13 protein-coding genes and 1 tRNA gene are annotated in these 18,350 nt (G+C 66.7%); 13 read left to right on the forward strand and 1 reads right to left on the reverse strand.

The window, feature by feature from the left end; genetic code table 11:
* Window positions 1-22: 22 nt before the first annotated feature.
* Window positions 23-1,249, reverse strand: coding sequence for a pyridoxal phosphate-dependent aminotransferase (locus OG917_RS20695; protein ID WP_328319102.1), 1,227 nt, complete (start codon window positions 1,247-1,249; stop codon window positions 23-25).
* 260 nt (window positions 1,250-1,509) lie between these two features.
* Here OG917_RS20695 and OG917_RS20700 point away from each other — a divergent pair.
* The 13 genes from OG917_RS20700 (at window position 1,510) to fusA (ending at window position 18,299) form a co-directional block, all read left to right on the forward strand.
* Window positions 1,510-1,582, forward strand: a tRNA-Trp gene (locus OG917_RS20700).
* A 107-nt stretch (window positions 1,583-1,689) separates the two neighbouring features.
* Window positions 1,690-1,977: a preprotein translocase subunit SecE gene (secE, locus tag OG917_RS20705; protein WP_328319103.1), complete on the forward strand. Its 288-nt coding sequence runs from the start codon at window positions 1,690-1,692 to the stop codon at window positions 1,975-1,977.
* 74 nt (window positions 1,978-2,051) lie between these two features.
* Entirely contained in the window at window positions 2,052-2,987 is a 936-nt protein-coding gene (nusG, locus tag OG917_RS20710; protein WP_328319104.1) for a transcription termination/antitermination protein NusG, read from the forward strand.
* A 219-nt stretch (window positions 2,988-3,206) separates the two neighbouring features.
* Window positions 3,207-3,641 carry a 50S ribosomal protein L11 gene (rplK, locus tag OG917_RS20715; protein ID WP_164264062.1) on the forward strand — a complete coding sequence of 145 codons (435 nt, stop codon included), beginning with the start codon at window positions 3,207-3,209 and terminating at the stop codon, window positions 3,639-3,641.
* A gap of 79 nt (window positions 3,642-3,720) precedes the next feature.
* Window positions 3,721-4,443 carry a 50S ribosomal protein L1 gene (gene rplA / locus OG917_RS20720; protein WP_328319105.1) on the forward strand — a complete coding sequence of 241 codons (723 nt, stop codon included), beginning with the start codon at window positions 3,721-3,723 and terminating at the stop codon, window positions 4,441-4,443.
* 219 nt (window positions 4,444-4,662) lie between these two features.
* Complete coding sequence (locus OG917_RS20725; protein ID WP_328319106.1) at window positions 4,663-5,607, forward strand: hypothetical protein; 945 nt, start codon at window positions 4,663-4,665, stop codon at window positions 5,605-5,607.
* Window positions 5,608-5,874: 267 nt separating this feature from the next.
* Window positions 5,875-6,432, forward strand: a complete 558-nt coding sequence (gene rplJ, locus OG917_RS20730) for a 50S ribosomal protein L10 (protein ID WP_266854292.1) — start codon at window positions 5,875-5,877, stop codon at window positions 6,430-6,432.
* A gap of 82 nt (window positions 6,433-6,514) precedes the next feature.
* Complete coding sequence (gene rplL / locus OG917_RS20735) at window positions 6,515-6,898, forward strand: 50S ribosomal protein L7/L12 (protein WP_328319107.1); 384 nt, start codon at window positions 6,515-6,517, stop codon at window positions 6,896-6,898.
* Window positions 6,899-7,451: 553 nt separating this feature from the next.
* Window positions 7,452-10,934 (forward strand): DNA-directed RNA polymerase subunit beta, encoded by a 3,483-nt coding sequence (gene rpoB, locus OG917_RS20740; RefSeq protein WP_328319108.1) that lies wholly within the window; start codon window positions 7,452-7,454, stop codon window positions 10,932-10,934.
* Window positions 10,935-11,061: 127 nt separating this feature from the next.
* On the forward strand, window positions 11,062-14,961 hold the full coding sequence (locus OG917_RS20745; protein WP_328319109.1) for a DNA-directed RNA polymerase subunit beta': 3,900 nt from the start codon (window positions 11,062-11,064) through the stop codon (window positions 14,959-14,961).
* A gap of 325 nt (window positions 14,962-15,286) precedes the next feature.
* Window positions 15,287-15,658, forward strand: coding sequence for a 30S ribosomal protein S12 (gene rpsL, locus OG917_RS20750; protein ID WP_003948652.1), 372 nt, complete (start codon window positions 15,287-15,289; stop codon window positions 15,656-15,658).
* Window positions 15,659-15,660: 2 nt separating this feature from the next.
* The gene (rpsG, locus tag OG917_RS20755; protein ID WP_164264073.1) at window positions 15,661-16,131 is read left to right on the forward strand and encodes a 30S ribosomal protein S7; all 471 of its coding nucleotides are present in this window, start codon (window positions 15,661-15,663) and stop codon (window positions 16,129-16,131) included.
* A gap of 38 nt (window positions 16,132-16,169) precedes the next feature.
* Window positions 16,170-18,299 (forward strand): elongation factor G, encoded by a 2,130-nt coding sequence (fusA, locus tag OG917_RS20760; RefSeq protein ID WP_328319110.1) that lies wholly within the window; start codon window positions 16,170-16,172, stop codon window positions 18,297-18,299.
* Window positions 18,300-18,350 lie beyond the last annotated feature (51 nt).

Here is an 18,350-nt window from a genome sequence, read left to right on the forward strand (position 1 = left end):
CGGAACCGTCCGGATCAGTCGGTCAGGCCACTGCCTCGGCCAGGAGCTTCTGGATCCGCGAGACACCCTCGACCAGGTCGTCGTCGCCCAGCGCGTACGAAAGACGCAGGTATCCGGGCGTGCCGAACGCCTCACCCGGCACCACGGCGACCTCGACCTCGTCCAGGATCAGCGCGGCCAGCTCCACGGAGCTCTGCGGGCGCTTGCCGCGGATCTCCTTGCCGATGAGCGCCTTCACCGAGGGGTACGCGTAGAACGCGCCCTCAGGCTCCGGGCAGAGCACGCCGTCGATCTCGTTGAGCATCCGCACGATGGTCCTGCGGCGCCGGTCGAACGCGGTGCGCATCTCGTCGACCGCGTCCAGGTTCCCCGACACCGCGGCGAGGGCGGCCGCCTGCGAGACGTTGGAGACGTTGGACGTGGCGTGCGACTGGAGGTTGGTCGCGGCCTTCACGACGTCCTTCGGGCCCACGATCCACCCCACGCGCCAGCCGGTCATGGCGTACGTTTTGGCCACCCCGTTGACCACGATGCACTTGTCGCGCAGCTCGGGCACGACCGCGGGCAGCGAGGTGAACTGCGCGTCGCCGTAGATCAGGTGCTCGTAGATCTCGTCCGTCAGCACCCACAGGCCGTGCTCGACGGCCCAGCGGCCGATGGCCTCGGTGTCGGCGGGGCTGTAGACGGCGCCCGTCGGGTTGGACGGCGAGACGAAGAGGACGACCTTGGTGCGCTCCGTGCGGGCGGCCTCCAGCTGCTCCACGGACACCCGGTACCCGGTGGTCTCGTCGGCGACGACCTCGACCGGGACACCGCCCGCGAGCCGGATCGACTCCGGGTACGTGGTCCAGTAGGGAGCCGGGACGATGACCTCGTCACCCGGGTCGAGGATCGCCGCGAACGCCTCGTAGATGGCCTGCTTGCCGCCGTTGGTGACGAGCACCTGCGAGGCCTCGACCTCGTAACCGGAGTCGCGCAGGGTCTTCGCTGCGATGGCGGCCTTGAGCTCGGGAAGCCCCCCGGCCGGCGTGTAGCGGTGGTACTTCGGGTTGCTGCAGGCCTCGATGGCGGCCTCGACGATGTATCCGGGCGTGGGGAAGTCGGGCTCACCCGCACCGAAGCCGATCACCGGACGCCCGGCGGCCTTCAGGGCCTTCGCCTTGGCGTCGACGGCGAGAGTGGCGGACTCGGAGATGGCACCGATGCGGGCGGAGACCCTGCGCTCGGTCGGAGGAGTTGCGGCGCTCATGGAGCCCATGGTCCCAGACCGCAAACGGACTCGGCACACAGGTTTCGATGGGCGGACACCCGGCCCGGCAACGGCCGTGCGCCCGGCGGGAACCGGGGCGCGAGCGGAGGGGCGGGAGCCGGCCGCGGACCGGACCGGCCGAAGCTGTTCGACGTCAGGCCCCCGACCACGTACACTCACTCGTCGTTGGCCTCCACCAACCGTCCCATCGGGCGCACTCCGTGCACTCGGTCGGATGCGGTAGGTTGGGGGAACCACAAAGGGTCGTAGCTCAATTGGTAGAGCACTGGTCTCCAAAACCAGCGGTTGGGGGTTCAAGTCCCTCCGGCCCTGCTACACACACCTTCGCCAGGCTGTGTGCGCATGTACGTACATCTATGCACCGCCGTGCGGCTCCACCGGGCGCGGCACGGCCACGACCCGGAATCAGGTGAGAGATCGTGACGGACGCCGTCGGCTCCATCGACGTGCCTGATGCGCAGGATGATGAAGCGCCGGAGTCGAGGAAGACGCGCAAGGGCGGGAAGCGCGGGAAGAAGGGCCCCTTCGGCCGTCTCGCGCTCTTCTACCGCCAGATCGTCGCGGAACTGCGCAAGGTCGTCTGGCCGACTCGTAACCAGCTCTCGACCTACACCACCGTGGTGATCGTTTTCGTCGTCATCATGATCGGCATCGTGACCGTGATTGACTATGGCTTCAACCAGGCCGCCAAGTACGTCTTTGGCTGATCCGCGAAAGACGCCGGGAGCGGCGTCTTTTTCGCATGTTCCACCCGATTTGTATCCAGGAAGAAGCAGCCACCGTGTCTGACCCGAACCTGAACGAGGCCGTCGAGCCGGGCGAGAGCATCGAGTCCGCAGAGGACGAGCTCGACATCGTCGAGGCGGCGGACGCTGGGAAGCCGGACCAGGCCGAAGCTGCCGACGCCGTCGCCGGTGAGCCCGCCGAAGAGGCTGCTGTGCACACTGAGGACGAAGCGGTGGCCGTCGCGGAGACCGACGAGGACGCCGAAGCCGTCGCCGAGACCGAGGCAGCCGAAGAGGCGGCCGAGGACGAAGCCGCAGCCGAGGAAGAGAACGCAGACGAGGCAGCCGAGGACGAGGCCGCCGACGCGCCCGTCATCGACCCGGTCGAGGCCCTGCGCCAGGAGCTCCGCGGTCTCCCCGGCGAGTGGTACGTCATCCACACGTACGCCGGTTACGAGAAGCGCGTGAAGGCCAACCTGGAGCAGCGTGCCGTCTCGCTGAACGTCGAGGAGTTCGTCTACCAGGCCGAAGTACCCGAGGAAGAGATCGTCCAGATCAAGAACGGCGAGCGTAAGAACGTCCGCCAGAACAAGCTTCCCGGCTACGTCCTGGTCCGTATGGACCTCACCAACGAGTCCTGGGGCGTGGTGCGCAACACCCCCGGAGTCACCGGCTTCGTCGGCAACGCCTACGACCCGTACCCGCTGACCCTCGACGAGATCGTCAAGATGCTCGCCCCCGAGGCCGAGGAGAAGGCGGCCCGCGAGGCGGCCGAGGCCGAGGGCAAGCCGGCTCCGGCCCGCAAGGTCGAGGTCCAGGTGCTCGACTTCGAGGTCGGCGACTCGGTCACCGTCACCGACGGCCCGTTCGCGACGCTCCAGGCGACGATCAACGAGATCAATGCCGACTCGAAGAAGGTCAAGGGCCTCGTCGAGATCTTCGGCCGCGAGACCCCGGTCGAGCTCAGCTTCGACCAGATCCAGAAGAACTAGAAGAAGCAGAAGCTTCCCGAGCTTCTCCGCGCTTCTGGCACACACGCCTTCCAAGCAGGTCAGACCGGCTCACGCAGGGGGTACTTCCCGCCTGCGGGGGACCGTCTGACCTGCTTGGTTTTTGGTCGCGCAGCTATACCCGTTATCGTTGCGCGGTATGCCTCCGTCCGGATGACCGGATTGGCGGCGAAACACTCTCACTAGGACCCGGAGAGAGCAATGCCTCCCAAGAAGAAGAAGGTCACGGGGCTTATCAAGCTCCAGATCAAGGCCGGCGCGGCCAACCCGGCTCCGCCGGTCGGCCCCGCGCTGGGCCAGCACGGCGTCAACATCATGGAGTTCTGCAAGGCCTACAACGCCGCGACCGAGTCGCAGCGTGGCATGGTCGTGCCGGTGGAGATCACGGTCTACGAGGACCGCTCCTTCACCTTCATCACCAAGACTCCGCCGGCCGCGAAGCTGATCCTCAAGGCCGCGGGCGTGGAGAAGGGCTCCGGCGAGCCGCACAAGACCAAGGTCGCCAAGCTCACCGGCGAGCAGGTCCGCGAGATCGCCACGACCAAGATGCCCGACCTGAACGCCAACGACATCGAGGCCGCGGCCAAGATCATCGCCGGCACCGCCCGTTCCATGGGCGTCACGGTCGAGGGCTGATCAAGCCCCCCTCCGCACCACAGTGGAAGGGCCAGCGCCGGCCCGCACCACGACTCCCACTCCCCATCTAGGAGCAGAAGTGAAGCGCAGCAAGACTCTCCGCGCTGCGGACGCCAAGATCGAAGCGGACAAGCTCTACGCCCCGCTCGAAGCCGTCCGCCTCGCCAAGGACACCTCCGGTACCAAGTTCGACGGCACCGTCGAGGTCGCCATGCGTCTGGGCGTTGACCCGCGCAAGGCCGACCAGATGGTCCGCGGCACCGTGAACCTGCCGCACGGCACCGGCAAGACCGCCCGGGTCCTGGTCTTCGCGACCGGTGACCGTGCTGCGGCCGCGGAGGCCGCGGGCGCCGACATCGTCGGCGCCGACGAGCTCATCGACGAGGTGGCGAAGGGCCGGCTGGACTTCGACGCCGTCGTCGCCACCCCGGACCTCATGGGCAAGGTCGGCCGCCTGGGCCGCGTGCTCGGTCCGCGTGGGCTCATGCCGAACCCGAAGACCGGAACGGTCACCCCGGACGTGACGAAGGCTGTCACGGACATCAAGGGCGGCAAGATCGAGTTCCGCGTCGACAAGCACTCGAACCTGCACTTCATCATCGGCAAGGTCTCCTTCGACGAGACGAAGCTGGTCGAGAACTACGCCGCCGCGCTGGAGGAGATCCTCCGTCTGAAGCCGTCGGCCGCCAAGGGCCGCTACATCAAGAAGGCCGCACTGGCCACCACGATGGGCCCCGGCATCCCGCTGGACTCCAACCGCACCCGCAACCTCCTCGTCGAGGAGGACCCGGCCGCCGTCTGATCCTCCGGATCGGCAGGCAGCCGCGGGACACGCGTGCTGTGAGCCGGGCCCCGCACCTCTCCGGAGGTGCGGGGCCCGGCTTCTTCGCGTTCCGGGGGAGTCCGGTCCTGCCGGGCCCTCCCGCCCGGCCCCGTCCTCTTCCGGTCTTCGCCGGACGCCGCCCGGCCGCCCCGGCACAATGGCCCGTGCGATCAACGGGAGCCGAGGGGCGGGCACTTCATGAGCGGCACAGCGATACGGCGGGGGCTCGCGGCGGCCGTGACGGCCGTGGCACTGGCCGCGCTGGCGGGGTGTTCGGCGGGCGGCGGTGACGCGGCCGGCGGCGCACAGGAGGGCACGGGAGGCGCCCGCGCGGGCGCCGGGTCCTCCGCACCGGGGCGTACGGCGGCTGCCTCCGTGACGGCGCTGCGGGCCGCCGACCAGAACACGGCACGCGCCGGCTCGGCCAGGGTCGAGGGGACGACCGTCCTGGGCCCCGAGATGTCCACCCGGGTGAAGGGCACCGTGGCCTGGGGGAGCGGTGTCACGGGCGCACTGGACATCACGTACACCGGCGGCACCCTGGCCGCCACCCTGCGGCAGGCAGGCGCGGACGGCACCGTCAGGGCCCGCTACCGCCACGATGCCTACTACGCCGACATGGGGCGGGGCTTCGCCGCGCGGACGGGCGGCAAGCGCTGGATCCGGTACGGCTACGCGGACCTCTCGCGGGTGATGGGGGCTTCCGGCGCCGTGCTGCGGGACCAGATGCAGAAGACGGTCCCCGGTCAGGGTGTGAAGGCGCTGCTGGCCTCGGGCGACGTGAAGCGGGCCGGGCAGGCCGAGATCCGGGGCGTGCGGGCCACGCACTACTCGGGCACGGTCGACGTCGCCGCGCTGACAGCCCGGGGCCAGGACCTGGCCCCGGCCGAGCTCACGGCGCTGAGGGCACAGCTCACCGCCGCCGGGATCTCCACCGAGACCGTCGACGTCTGGGTGGACAGGAACGGCCTGCTGGTGAAGAAGACCGAACGTGGCAGGCTGAGGACGGGGTCGTACAGCGCCACCGTGTACTACTCCGGCTACGGAACGGTGGTACGGGCCGACGCACCGCCCGCGGGCGACACCGTGGACTTCACCGAGCTGGTGAGAACCCGGCCCTCTACCCCCGCGCCCGGAGCCTAATCAGCCGCGGGGGAACGGATTTGCCCGGCGTGCCTCCCGTCCCGTACTCTTCCGAGGAAGCCAAAGACCGCTGGTCGTTGCCGTGTGCTCGCAAGAGTGCGCGGTGGCCGAAGGATCCGCTGGATGCGGACGACTCGCGCAGGTGAACGTGGAAGTGCTCCCGGACTCGTCCGGTCGAGCTCGCGCCCCGGGCACTTGTGCCGGGGCGTTTCGTCTTTTCAGCCCCTTCTGAGCGGTCCTCATCACCCGGAAGGAGGCCGACGCTCTATGGCAAGGCCCGACAAGGCTGCCGCGGTAGCCGAGCTGGCGGACAAGTTCCGCAGCTCGAACGCCGCTGTGCTGACCGAGTACCGGGGTCTCACCGTGGCCCAGCTCAAGCAGCTGCGCCGTTCGCTCGGTGAGAACGCCCAGTACGCCGTGGTGAAGAACACGCTGACCAAGATCGCGGCCAACGAGGCCGGGATCAACACGCTGGACGACCTGTTCGCAGGTCCGACGGCGGTTGCCTTCGTCACCGGTGACCCGGTGGAGTCGGCGAAGGGTCTTCGTGACTTCGCCAAGGAGAACCCCAACCTCGTCATCAAGGGCGGTGTCCTTGATGGTAAGGCGCTGTCCGCGGATGAGATCAAGAAGCTCGCGGACCTTGAGTCCCGCGAGGTTCTGCTCGCCAAGGTGGCCGGTGGAATCAAGGCGTCGATGGCCAAGGCCGCGGCGACTTTCCAGGCCCCGCTGTCGGAGTTCGTCCGCACCGCGGACGCGCTTCGCGCCAAGGTCGAGCAGGGCGGTGCCGGTACGCCGGCTCCCGCCGAGGCCGACGCCGAGTAATTCGGCTTCGCGTCGCAGCGGGCCCCGTACGCCCGCCGTCATATACACCCGGCACCTGCCGAAAACGTGGAAGGACGCCATCATGGCGAAGCTGTCCCAGGACGACCTGCTCGCGCAGTTCGAGAACCTGACCCTCATCGAGCTCTCCGAGTTCGTCAAGGCCTTCGAGGAGAAGTTCGACGTCAAGGCTGCCGCCCCGGTCGCCGTTGCCGCCGGTGGTGGCGCTGCCGCCGCCGCCGAGGCCCCGGAGGAGCAGGACGAGTTCGACGTCATCCTCACCGGTGCCGGCGACAAGAAGATCCAGGTCATCAAGGTCGTGCGTGAGCTGACCTCGCTGGGCCTCAAGGAGGCCAAGGACCTCGTGGACGGCGCCCCGAAGCCCGTCCTCGAGAAGGTCGCCAAGGAGGCCGCCGAGAAGGCTGCCGAGTCCCTCAAGGGCGCCGGCGCCTCGGTCGAGGTCAAGTAATTCCCGGGAGTCCCCGGACTCCCTCGTACGCCCTCGGCGTACACCTGCACAACGAAGGGCGATCACCCATCCGGGTGGTCGCCCTTCTGCGTGCCTGACGCCCCTCCTGCCTGCCTTGCTCTTCCCGTCATGACGAGTATGGTGATCTTCGTTGCGCGCCGGGCCAGGGGGCTTCTCCCGCTCCCGCGGCGCTGCCGGCGGCGACCCCCGAGGGGTGGGGGGCCTTGACGAACCGCACGGAGCGCGCAATTCTCAGGACGCGTCGTCACATCGATCCGTATCCGAGGCATGGATCGGCGACGAAGAGGGAAGCTTTGACGCAGGTGTTGAGCAGAAGAATGAGGGTCTCCCATAACCCGCTCTGGACATCAGTGAGCCCAGTGGCTACACTGACCCTTTGCGCTGCCTGTTAGCTGCCTCCTGCCCGTCACCAGGGGCATGCCCAACGCTTGAGCATCGATGACTGCCCTCCCTGACCTGGGATGTCCTTCTCTGTGCCCCGCTTGGGACCGGTACGCGCGTAGTGAGTCCGAGCCCTCGGAAGGACCCCCTCTTGGCCGCCTCGCGCAACGCCTCGACCTCCAATACGAACAACGGCGCCAGCACCGCCCCGCTGCGCATCTCTTTTGCAAAGATCAGGGAGCCCCTCGAGGTTCCGAACCTCCTTGCGCTGCAGACCGAAAGCTTTGACTGGCTGCTCGGGAACGCCGCATGGAAGGGTCGCGTCGAGGCCGCTCTGGAGAGCGGACAGAACGTTCCCACCAAGTCCGGTCTGGAAGAGATCTTCGAGGAGATCTCGCCGATCGAGGACTTCTCCGGGTCGATGTCGCTGACGTTCCGCGACCACCGTTTCGAGCCCCCGAAGAACTCGATCGACGAGTGCAAGGACCGCGACTTCACGTTCGCGGCTCCGCTGTTCGTCACGGCCGAGTTCACCAACAACGAGACCGGTGAGATCAAGTCTCAGACGGTCTTCATGGGCGATTTCCCGCTCATGACCAACAAGGGCACCTTCGTCATCAACGGCACCGAGCGTGTCGTGGTGTCGCAGCTGGTCCGTTCACCGGGTGTCTACTTCGACTCCTCGATCGACAAGACGTCCGACAAGGACATCTTCGCCGCCAAGATCATCCCGTCCCGGGGTGCCTGGCTGGAGATGGAGATCGACAAGCGCGACATGGTCGGTGTCCGCATCGACCGCAAGCGCAAGCAGTCCGTCACCGTCCTCCTGAAGGCTCTCGGCTGGACCACCGAGCAGATCCTTGAGGAGTTCGGCGAGTACGAGTCGATGCGCGCCACCCTGGAGAAGGACCACACCCAGGGCCAGGACGACGCGCTGCTCGACATCTACCGCAAGCTGCGTCCGGGCGAGCCGCCCACACGCGAGGCCGCTCAGACGCTGCTCGAGAACCTCTACTTCAACCCGAAGCGTTACGACCTCGCGAAGGTCGGCCGCTACAAGGTGAACAAGAAGCTCGGCGCCGACGAGCCGCTCGACGCGGGTGTTCTCACCAGCGACGACATCATCGCCACCATCAAGTACCTGGTGAAGCTGCACGCCGGTGAGACCGAGACGGTCGGCGAGTCCGGCCGCTCGATCATGGTCGAGACCGACGACATCGACCACTTCGGCAACCGCCGTATCCGTAACGTCGGTGAGCTGATCCAGAACCAGGTCCGTACGGGTCTCGCCCGTATGGAGCGCGTCGTGCGCGAGCGCATGACCACTCAGGACGTCGAGGCGATCACGCCGCAGACCCTGATCAACATCCGGCCGGTCGTCGCCTCCATCAAGGAGTTCTTCGGCACCAGCCAGCTGTCCCAGTTCATGGACCAGAACAACCCGCTGTCGGGCCTGACGCACAAGCGTCGTCTCAACGCGCTCGGCCCTGGTGGTCTCTCCCGTGAGCGGGCCGGCTTCGAGGTCCGTGACGTTCACCCGTCGCACTACGGCCGTATGTGCCCGATCGAGACCCCCGAAGGCCCGAACATCGGCCTGATCGGCTCGCTGGCCTCCTACGGGCGGATCAACGCGTTCGGCTTCATCGAGACGCCGTACCGCAAGGTCGTCGAAGGCGTCGTCACCGACGACGTCGACTACCTGACCGCTGACGAGGAAGACCGCTTCGTCATCGCGCAGGCCAACGCGACCCTCTCCGAGGAGATGCGGTTCACCGAGCCGCGTGTCCTGGTCCGCCGTCGTGGCGGAGAGGTCGACTACATCCCCGGCGACGACGTCGACTACATGGACGTCTCGCCGCGCCAGATGGTGTCGGTCGCGACCGCGATGATCCCGTTCCTGGAGCACGACGACGCCAACCGTGCCCTCATGGGCGCGAACATGATGCGTCAGGCCGTGCCGCTCATCCAGTCCGAGGCGCCGCTGGTCGGCACCGGCATGGAGTACCGCTGTGCGGTCGACGCCGGTGACGTCCTCAAGGCGGAGAAGGACGGTGTGGTCCAGGAGGTCTCCGCGGACTACATCACCATCGCCAACGACGACGGCACGTACTCGACGTACCGCATCGCCAAGTTCTCCCGCTCGAACCAGGGCACATCGGTCAACCAGAAGGTCGTCGTCAACGAGGGCGACCGGGTGATCGAGAGCCAGGTGCTGGCCGACGGCCCGGCGACCGAGAACGGCGAGATGGCGCTCGGCAAGAACCTCCTCGTGGCGTTCATGCCGTGGGAAGGCCACAACTACGAGGACGCGATCATCCTGTCGCAGCGCCTCGTACAGGACGACGTCCTCTCCTCGATCCACATCGAGGAGCACGAGGTCGACGCCCGTGACACCAAGCTCGGCCCGGAGGAGATCACCCGGGACATCCCGAACGTCTCCGAAGAGGTCCTCGCCGACCTCGACGAGCGCGGCATCATCCGTATCGGTGCCGACGTCGTCGCCGGCGACATCCTGGTCGGGAAGGTCACGCCGAAGGGCGAGACCGAGCTGACCCCGGAGGAGCGCCTGCTCCGTGCGATCTTCGGTGAGAAGGCGCGCGAGGTGCGCGACACCTCGCTGAAGGTGCCGCACGGCGAGATCGGCAAGGTCATCGGCGTCCGCGTCTTCGACCGCGAAGAGGGCGACGAGCTGCCGCCGGGCGTGAACCAGCTGGTCCGCGTCTACGTCGCGCAGAAGCGCAAGATCACCGATGGTGACAAGCTCGCCGGCCGTCACGGCAACAAGGGCGTCATCTCGAAGATCCTGCCGATCGAGGACATGCCGTTCCTGGAGGACGGCACCCCGGTCGACATCATCCTCAACCCGCTGGGTGTCCCGTCCCGGATGAACCCGGGCCAGGTCCTGGAGATCCACCTCGGCTGGCTCGCCAGCCAGGGCTGGAAGGTCGAGGGCAACGAGGAGTGGATGGAGCGCCTCAAGACCATCGGCGCCGACGAGGTCGCCCCCGGCACCAACGTCGCCACCCCGGTCTTCGACGGTGCGCGCGAGGACGAGATCTCCGGTCTCTTCGAGTCCACCATCCCGAACCGCGACGGTGACCGCATGGTCCTCCCGTCCGGCAAGGCCCGGATGTTCGACGGCCGCTCCGGCGAGCCGTTCCCGGACCCGGTCTCGGTCGGGTACATGTACATCCTCAAGCTCCACCACCTGGTCGACGACAAGCTGCACGCGCGGTCGACCGGTCCGTACTCGATGATCACCCAGCAGCCGCTCGGTGGTAAGGCCCAGTTCGGTGGACAGCGCTTCGGAGAGATGGAGGTGTGGGCGCTGGAGGCTTATGGCGCCGCTTACGCCCTCCAGGAGCTGCTGACCATCAAGTCCGACGACGTGACCGGCCGCGTGAAGGTCTACGAGGCCATCGTCAAGGGCGAGAACATCCCCGAGCCCGGCATCCCCGAGTCCTTCAAGGTGCTCATCAAGGAGATGCAGTCGCTCTGCCTCAACGTGGAGGTGCTGTCCTCGGACGGCATGTCCATCGAGATGCGCGACACGGACGAGGACGTCTTCCGTGCAGCGGAGGAGCTCGGTATCGACCTGTCCCGGCGAGAGCCGAGCAGCGTCGAAGAGGTCTGACGGGTTGGCCGGCCGCCTCGCACTGAGGCGGCCGGCTCTCCCCGGACCCGTTCAGACCATTGCTGAAGTGCCCATTTTTCTCGCTGACGCGAGGGGCTCGAACCCCCGAAAGAGGGATTGACGACAAGTGCTCGACGTCAACTTCTTCGACGAGCTGCGGATTGGCCTCGCCACCGCGGACGACATCCGGACCTGGTCCCACGGCGAAGTGAAGAAGCCGGAGACCATCAACTACCGCACCCTCAAGCCCGAGAAGGACGGACTCTTCTGCGAGAAGATCTTCGGTCCGACCCGGGACTGGGAGTGCTACTGCGGCAAGTACAAGCGTGTCCGCTTCAAGGGCATCATCTGCGAGCGCTGCGGCGTCGAGGTCACTCGCGCCAAGGTGCGTCGTGAGCGGATGGGCCACATTGAGCTGGCCGCTCCCGTCACCCACATCTGGTACTTCAAGGGTGTCCCGTCCCGTCTGGGCTACCTGCTCGACCTCGCGCCGAAGGACCTCGAAAAGGTCATCTACTTCGCCGCTTACATGATCACCTTTGTGGACGAGGAGCGCCGGACGCGCGACCTGCCCTCGCTGGAGGCCCACGTCTCCGTCGAGCGCCAGCAGGTCGAGAACCGCCGCGACTCCGACCTTGAGGCCCGCGCCAAGAAGCTCGAGACGGACCTGTCCGAGCTGGAGGCCGAGGGCGCCAAGGCCGACGTGCGCCGCAAGGTGCGCGAAGGCGCCGAGCGTGAGATGAAGCAGCTGCGTGACCGTGCGCAGCGCGAGATCGACCGCCTCGACGAGGTGTGGAGCCGCTTCAAGAGCCTCAAGGTCCAGGACCTGGAGGGCGACGAGCTGCTCTACCGCGAGCTGCGTGACCGCTTCGGCACGTACTTCGACGGCTGCATGGGCGCTGCCGCCCTGCAGAAGCGCCTGGAGTCCTTCGACCTCGACGAGGAGGCCGAGCGCCTCCGCGAGATCATCCGTACCGGCAAGGGCCAGAAGAAGACCCGTGCGCTCAAGCGCCTCAAGGTCGTCTCCGCGTTCCTGCAGACCAGCAACAAGCCCAAGGGCATGGTGCTGGACTGCGTACCGGTCATCCCGCCGGACCTGCGTCCGATGGTGCAGCTGGACGGTGGCCGCTTCGCGACCTCCGACCTGAACGACCTGTACCGCCGTGTGATCAACCGCAACAACCGCCTCAAGCGTCTTCTCGACCTCGGTGCCCCCGAGATCATCGTGAACAACGAGAAGCGGATGCTGCAGGAGGCCGTCGACGCGCTGTTCGACAACGGCCGCCGCGGTCGCCCGGTCACCGGTCCCGGCAACCGTCCCCTGAAGTCCCTGAGCGACATGCTCAAGGGCAAGCAGGGCCGTTTCCGTCAGAACCTCCTCGGCAAGCGTGTGGACTACTCCGCACGTTCCGTGATCGTCGTCGGCCCGCAGCTCAAGCTGCACCAGTGCGGTCTGCCGAAGGCCATGGCGCTGGAGCTCTTCAAGCCGTTCGTGATGAAGCGCCTGGTGGACCTGAACCACGCGCAGAACATCAAGTCGGCCAAGCGCATGGTCGAGCGCGGCCGCACCGTGGTGTACGACGTCCTCGAAGAGGTCATCGCCGAGCACCCGGTGCTGCTGAACCGTGCGCCGACCCTGCACCGCCTGGGCATCCAGGCCTTCGAGCCGCAGCTGGTCGAGGGCAAGGCCATCCAGATCCACCCGCTCGTCTGCACCGCGTTCAACGCGGACTTCGACGGTGACCAGATGGCCGTCCACCTGCCGCTGTCGGCAGAGGCGCAGGCCGAGGCCCGCATCCTGATGCTGTCCTCGAACAACATCCTGAAGCCGGCCGACGGCCGTCCCGTCACCATGCCGACCCAGGACATGGTGCTCGGACTGTTCTTCCTCACGACCGACGAGGCAGAGCGCAAGGTCATCGGCGAGGGCCGGAGCTTCGGCTCCGCGGCCGAGGCGATCATGGCCTTCGACAACCGCGAGCTGTCGCTGCAGGCGAAGGTCGACATCCGCTTCCCGGTGGGCACCATCCCGCCGCGTGGCTGGGTGCCGCCGGTCTCCGAGCCGGGCGAGCCCGAGTACCAGCCGGGCGACACCTTCCGGCTGCGTACGACCCTGGGCCGCGCGCTCTTCAACGAGCTGCTGCCCGAGGACTACCCGTTCGTCGACTACTCGGTGGGCAAGAAGCAGCTCTCCGAGATCGTCAACGACCTGGCCGAGCGCTACCCCAAGGTCATCGTGGCGGCGACGCTCGACAACCTGAAGGCTGCGGGCTTCCACTGGGCGACCCGTTCCGGCGTCACCGTCGCCGTTTCGGACATCGTCGTCCCGGAGGCAAAGAAGGCCATCGTCCAGGGCTACGAGGCCCAGGACGAGAAGGTCCAGAAGCAGTACGAGCGCGGTCTGATCACCAAGGACGAGCGCACGCAGGAGCTCATCGCGATCTGGACCAAGGCGACCAATGAGGTTGCCGAGGCGATGAACGCGAACTTCCCCAAGACGAACCCCATCTTCATGATGGTTGACTCGGGTGCCCGAGGAAACATGATGCAGATGCGGCAGATCGCCGGTATGCGTGGTCTGGTGTCGAACGCGAAGAACGAGACCATCCCGCGTCCCATCAAGGCGTCGTTCCGTGAGGGTCTCTCCGTTCTGGAGTACTTCATCTCCACGCACGGTGCCCGTAAGGGTCTGGCGGACACCGCCCTGCGTACCGCCGACTCGGGTTACCTGACCCGTCGTCTGGTGGACGTCTCGCAGGACGTCATCATCCGCGAGGAGGACTGCGGCACCGAGCGCGGTCTGAAGCTCAAGATCGCGGTCAAGGGCGAGGACGGTGTGCTCCGCAAGACGGAGGACGTCGAGACCTCGGTCTACGCCCGCATGCTCGCCGAGGACGTCGTCATCGACGGCAAGGTCATCGCGCCGGCCAACGTCGACCTGGGTGACGTCCTGATCGACGCCCTGGTGGGCGCCGGTGTCGAGGAGGTCAAGACCCGCTCGGTCCTGACCTGTGAGTCCGCGGTCGGCACCTGTGCCTTCTGCTACGGACGCTCGCTGGCCACCGGCAAGCTGGTCGACATCGGTGAGGCGGTCGGCATCATCGCCGCCCAGTCCATCGGTGAGCCCGGTACCCAGCTGACGATGCGTACCTTCCACACCGGTGGTGTGGCCGGTGACGACATCACGCAGGGTCTGCCGCGTGTCGTCGAGCTCTTCGAGGCCCGTACACCGAAGGGTGTCGCGCCGATCTCCGAGGCCGCGGGTTCCGTCCGCATCGAGGAGACCGAGAAGACGAAGAAGCTCGTCGTCACCCCGGACGACGGCAGCGAGGAGACGCCCTTCCCGATCTCCAAGCGTGCCCGTCTGCTCGTGGGCGACGGCGACCGCGTCGAGGTGGGCCAGAAGCTCACCGTGGGTGCCACCAACCCGCACGACGTGCTGCGTATCCTCGGCCAGCGCGCGGTCCAGGTCCACCTGGTCGGCGAAGTCCAGAAGGTCTACAACTCGCAGGGCGTGTCGATCCACGACAAGCACATCGAGATCATCATCCGGCAGATGCTGCGCCGTGTGACGATCATCGAGTCCGGCGACGCGGAGCTGCTTCCGGGTGAGCTCGTCGAGCGCTCGAAGTTCGAGACCGAGAACCGTCGTGTGGTCACGGAAGGCGGCCACCCGGCCTCCGGCCGTCCGCAGCTGATGGGTATCACCAAGGCCTCGCTGGCCACCGAGTCGTGGCTGTCGGCGGCGTCCTTCCAGGAGACCACCAGGGTTCTGACCGACGCGGCGATCAACGCCAAGTCGGACTCCCTGATCGGCCTCAAGGAGAACGTCATCATCGGTAAGCTCATCCCGGCCGGTACGGGCCTCGCCCGTTACCGCAACATCCGGGTGGAGCCCACCGAGGAGGCCAAGGCCGCGATGTACTCGGCCGTCGGCTACGACGACATCGACTACTCGCCGTTCGGCACCGGCTCCGGCCAGGCCGTTCCGCTGGAGGACTACGACTACGGTCCGTACAACCAGTAGGCGGGATGTTCGGCGCAGGGCGGTCACTCTCCGGGGTGGCCGCCCTGCGGCGTGTCCGTCCGGTGCCCGTGCGGGGCGGTCTGTCCGCCCGCGTGGGCATTTGTTTTGACCGCAGCCGATGCGGTAGGTACGCTCTGACCTTGTGCCTGGGGTGTGCCCTGGCTCCTGTGCGTGTCTTCAACCGCATGACGAGCTGTAAGTGACCGCCGCAATCTGTGCCCTTCCCGCCACTTCGGCGGAGGTCTGCAGTATTCGACACACCCGACCGCGTGGGTCGGAGTGGTTCCAGGTTAGTTCTACACGGCACACAGAAACCGGAGAAGTAGTGCCTACGATCCAGCAGCTGGTCCGGAAGGGCCGGCAGGACAAGGTCGAGAAGAACAAGACTCCCGCGCTTGAGGGCTCGCCCCAGCGTCGTGGTGTCTGCACCCGTGTCTTCACGACCACCCCGAAGAAGCCCAACTCGGCGCTCCGTAAGGTCGCGCGTGTTCGTCTGACCTCCGGCATCGAGGTCACGGCCTACATCCCGGGTGAGGGACACAACCTGCAGGAGCACTCGATCGTGCTCGTGCGTGGTGGCCGTGTGAAGGACCTGCCCGGTGTTCGCTACAAGATCATCCGCGGTTCGCTCGACACCCAGGGTGTCAAGAACCGCAAGCAGGCCCGCAGCCGCTACGGCGCCAAGAAGGAGAAGTAAGAATGCCTCGTAAGGGCCCCGCCCCGAAGCGCCCGGTCATCATTGACCCGGTCTATGGTTCTCCTCTTGTCACCTCGCTGATCAACAAGATCCTGCTGAACGGCAAGCGTTCCACCGCCGAGCGGATCGTGTACGGCGCCATGGAGGGTCTTCGCGAGAAGACCGGCGCCGACCCGGTCATCACGCTGAAGCGCGCGCTTGAGAACGTCAAGCCGTCTCTTGAGGTCAAGTCCCGCCGTGTCGGTGGCGCCACCTACCAGGTGCCGATCGAGGTCAAGCCCGGTCGCGCCGCCACCCTCGCGCTGCGCTGGGTCGTCGGCTACTCCCGCGCCCGTCGCGAGAAGACGATGACCGAGCGGCTCACCAACGAGCTGCTCGACGCCTCGAACGGTCTTGGCGCTGCTGTCAAGAAGCGTGAGGACACCCACAAGATGGCCGAGTCCAACAAGGCCTTCGCGCACTACCGCTGGTAGTCGCTACCCACATCGAGACCGAGAGAAGATTGAGCCTTATGGCCACCACTTCGCTTGACCTGGCCAAGGTCCGCAACATCGGGATCATGGCCCACATCGACGCGGGCAAGACGACCACCACTGAGCGGATCCTCTTCTACACCGGCGTGAGCTACAAGATCGGTGAAGTCCACGACGGTGCAGCCACGATGGACTGGATGGAGCAGGAGCAGGAGCGCGGCATCACGATCACGTCGGCCGCGACGACCTGCCACTGGCCGCTCAACGATGTCGATCACACGATCAACATCATCGACACCCCGGGTCACGTCGACTTCACCGTCGAGGTGGAGCGTTCGCTCCGCGTCCTCGACGGCGCTGTCACCGTGTTCGACGGTGTCGCGGGCGTCGAGCCGCAGTCCGAAACCGTCTGGCGTCAGGCGGACCGCTACGGCGTGCCGCGTATCTGCTTCGTCAACAAGCTGGACCGTACCGGTGCCGAGTTCCACCGCTGCGTCGACATGATCGTCGACCGCCTCGGTGCGGTGCCGCTGGTCATGCAGCTCCCGATCGGTGCCGAGGCCGACTTCAAGGGCGTCGTCGACCTCGTGACGATGAAGGCCTTTGTGTGGTCCGCCGAGGCGACCAAGGGCGAGATGTACGACATCGTCGACATCCCGGAGACGCACACCGAGGCGGCCGACGAGTGGCGCGGCAAGCTGCTCGAAGCCGTCTCGGAGAACGACGACGAGATGATGGAGCTGTACCTGGAGGGCGTCGAGCCCACCGAGGAGCAGCTGTACGCGGCCATCCGCCGGATCACCCTTGCTTCCAAGGGCACCGCGGACTCCGTCACCGTCACTCCCGTCTTCTGTGGCACGGCCTTCAAGAACAAGGGCGTCCAGCCCCTGCTCGACGCGGTCGTCCGCTACCTGCCTTCCCCCCTGGACGTCGAGGCCATCGAAGGCCACGACGTCAAGGACCCCGAGACCGTCGTCAAGCGCCAGCCGTCCGACGACGAGCCGTTCTCCGGTCTTGCGTTCAAGATCGCGAGCGACCCGCACCTCGGCAAGCTCACCTTCGTCCGGATTTATTCGGGCCGCCTCGAGGCCGGCACCGCGGTGCTGAACTCGGTCAAGGGCAAGAAGGAGCGCATCGGCAAGATCTACCGCATGCACGCGAACAAGCGTGAGGAGATCGCGTCGGTGGGCGCCGGCGACATCATCGCCGTCATGGGCCTGAAGCAGACCACCACCGGTGAGACGCTCTGTGACGAGAAGAAGCCGGTCATCCTGGAGTCCATGGACTTCCCGGCGCCGGTCATCGAGGTCGCGATCGAGCCCAAGTCCAAGGGCGACCAGGAGAAGCTGGGTGTTGCCATCCAGCGTCTCTCGGAGGAGGACCCCTCCTTCCAGGTGCACACCAACGAGGAGACCGGCCAGACCGTCATCGGCGGTATGGGTGAGCTTCACCTTGAGGTGCTCGTCGACCGCATGAAGCGCGAGTTCCGCGTCGAGGCGAACGTCGGCAAGCCGCAGGTCGCCTACCGCGAGACGATCCGCAAGACCGTCGACCGTATCGACTACACGCACAAGAAGCAGACTGGTGGAACCGGCCAGTTCGCGAAGGTGCAGATCGCCATGGAGCCCATCGAGGGCGGCGACGCGTCGTACGAGTTCGTCAACAAGGTCACCGGTGGCCGTATCCCCAGGGAGTACATCCCCTCGGTGGACGCGGGTGCCCAGGAAGCCATGAAGTTCGGCATCCTGGCCGGTTACGAGATGGTGGGTGTCCGCATCACCCTTCTCGACGGTGGCTACCACGAGGTCGACTCCTCGGAGCTGGCCTTCAAGATCGCCGGTTCGCAGGCGTTCAAGGAGGGTGCCCGCAAGGCGTCCCCCGTGCTCCTTGAGCCGATGATGGCCGTCGAGGTCACCACGCCCGAGGACTACATGGGCGATGTCATCGGCGACCTCAACTCCCGCCGTGGCCAGATCCAGGCCATGGAGGAGCGCAGCGGCGCTCGCGTCGTGAAGGGCCTCGTGCCCCTCTCGGAGATGTTCGGCTACGTCGGAGACCTCCGCAGCAAGACCTCGGGTCGCGCAAGCTACTCGATGCAGTTCGACTCCTACGCCGAGGTTCCGCGGAACGTCGCCGAGGAGATCATCGCGAAGGCCAAGGGCGAGTAACTCTTCCGAGTCCACGCTTTAGGCTTATCACCGGAGCCACTGGGGCATTCG

It is taken from the genome of Streptomyces sp. NBC_00388 (assembly GCF_036061255.1).
Classification (GTDB): domain Bacteria; phylum Actinomycetota; class Actinomycetes; order Streptomycetales; family Streptomycetaceae; genus Streptomyces.

Bases quoted from the DNA above. Each gene is read 5' to 3' on its own strand.
- OG917_RS20695 (WP_328319102.1), bottom strand. From the start codon at position 1,249: ATGAGCGCCGCAACTCCTCCGACCGAGCGCAGGGTCTCCGCCCGCATC.
- fusA (WP_328319110.1), top strand. From the start codon at position 16,170: ATGGCCACCACTTCGCTTGACCTGGCCAAGGTCCGCAACATCGGGATC.
- rplJ (WP_266854292.1), top strand. From the start codon at position 5,875: ATGGCAAGGCCCGACAAGGCTGCCGCGGTAGCCGAGCTGGCGGACAAG.
- rpsG (WP_164264073.1), top strand. From the start codon at position 15,661: ATGCCTCGTAAGGGCCCCGCCCCGAAGCGCCCGGTCATCATTGACCCG.
- rplL (WP_328319107.1), top strand. From the start codon at position 6,515: ATGGCGAAGCTGTCCCAGGACGACCTGCTCGCGCAGTTCGAGAACCTG.
- OG917_RS20725 (WP_328319106.1), top strand. From the start codon at position 4,663: ATGAGCGGCACAGCGATACGGCGGGGGCTCGCGGCGGCCGTGACGGCC.
- rplK (WP_164264062.1), top strand. From the start codon at position 3,207: ATGCCTCCCAAGAAGAAGAAGGTCACGGGGCTTATCAAGCTCCAGATC.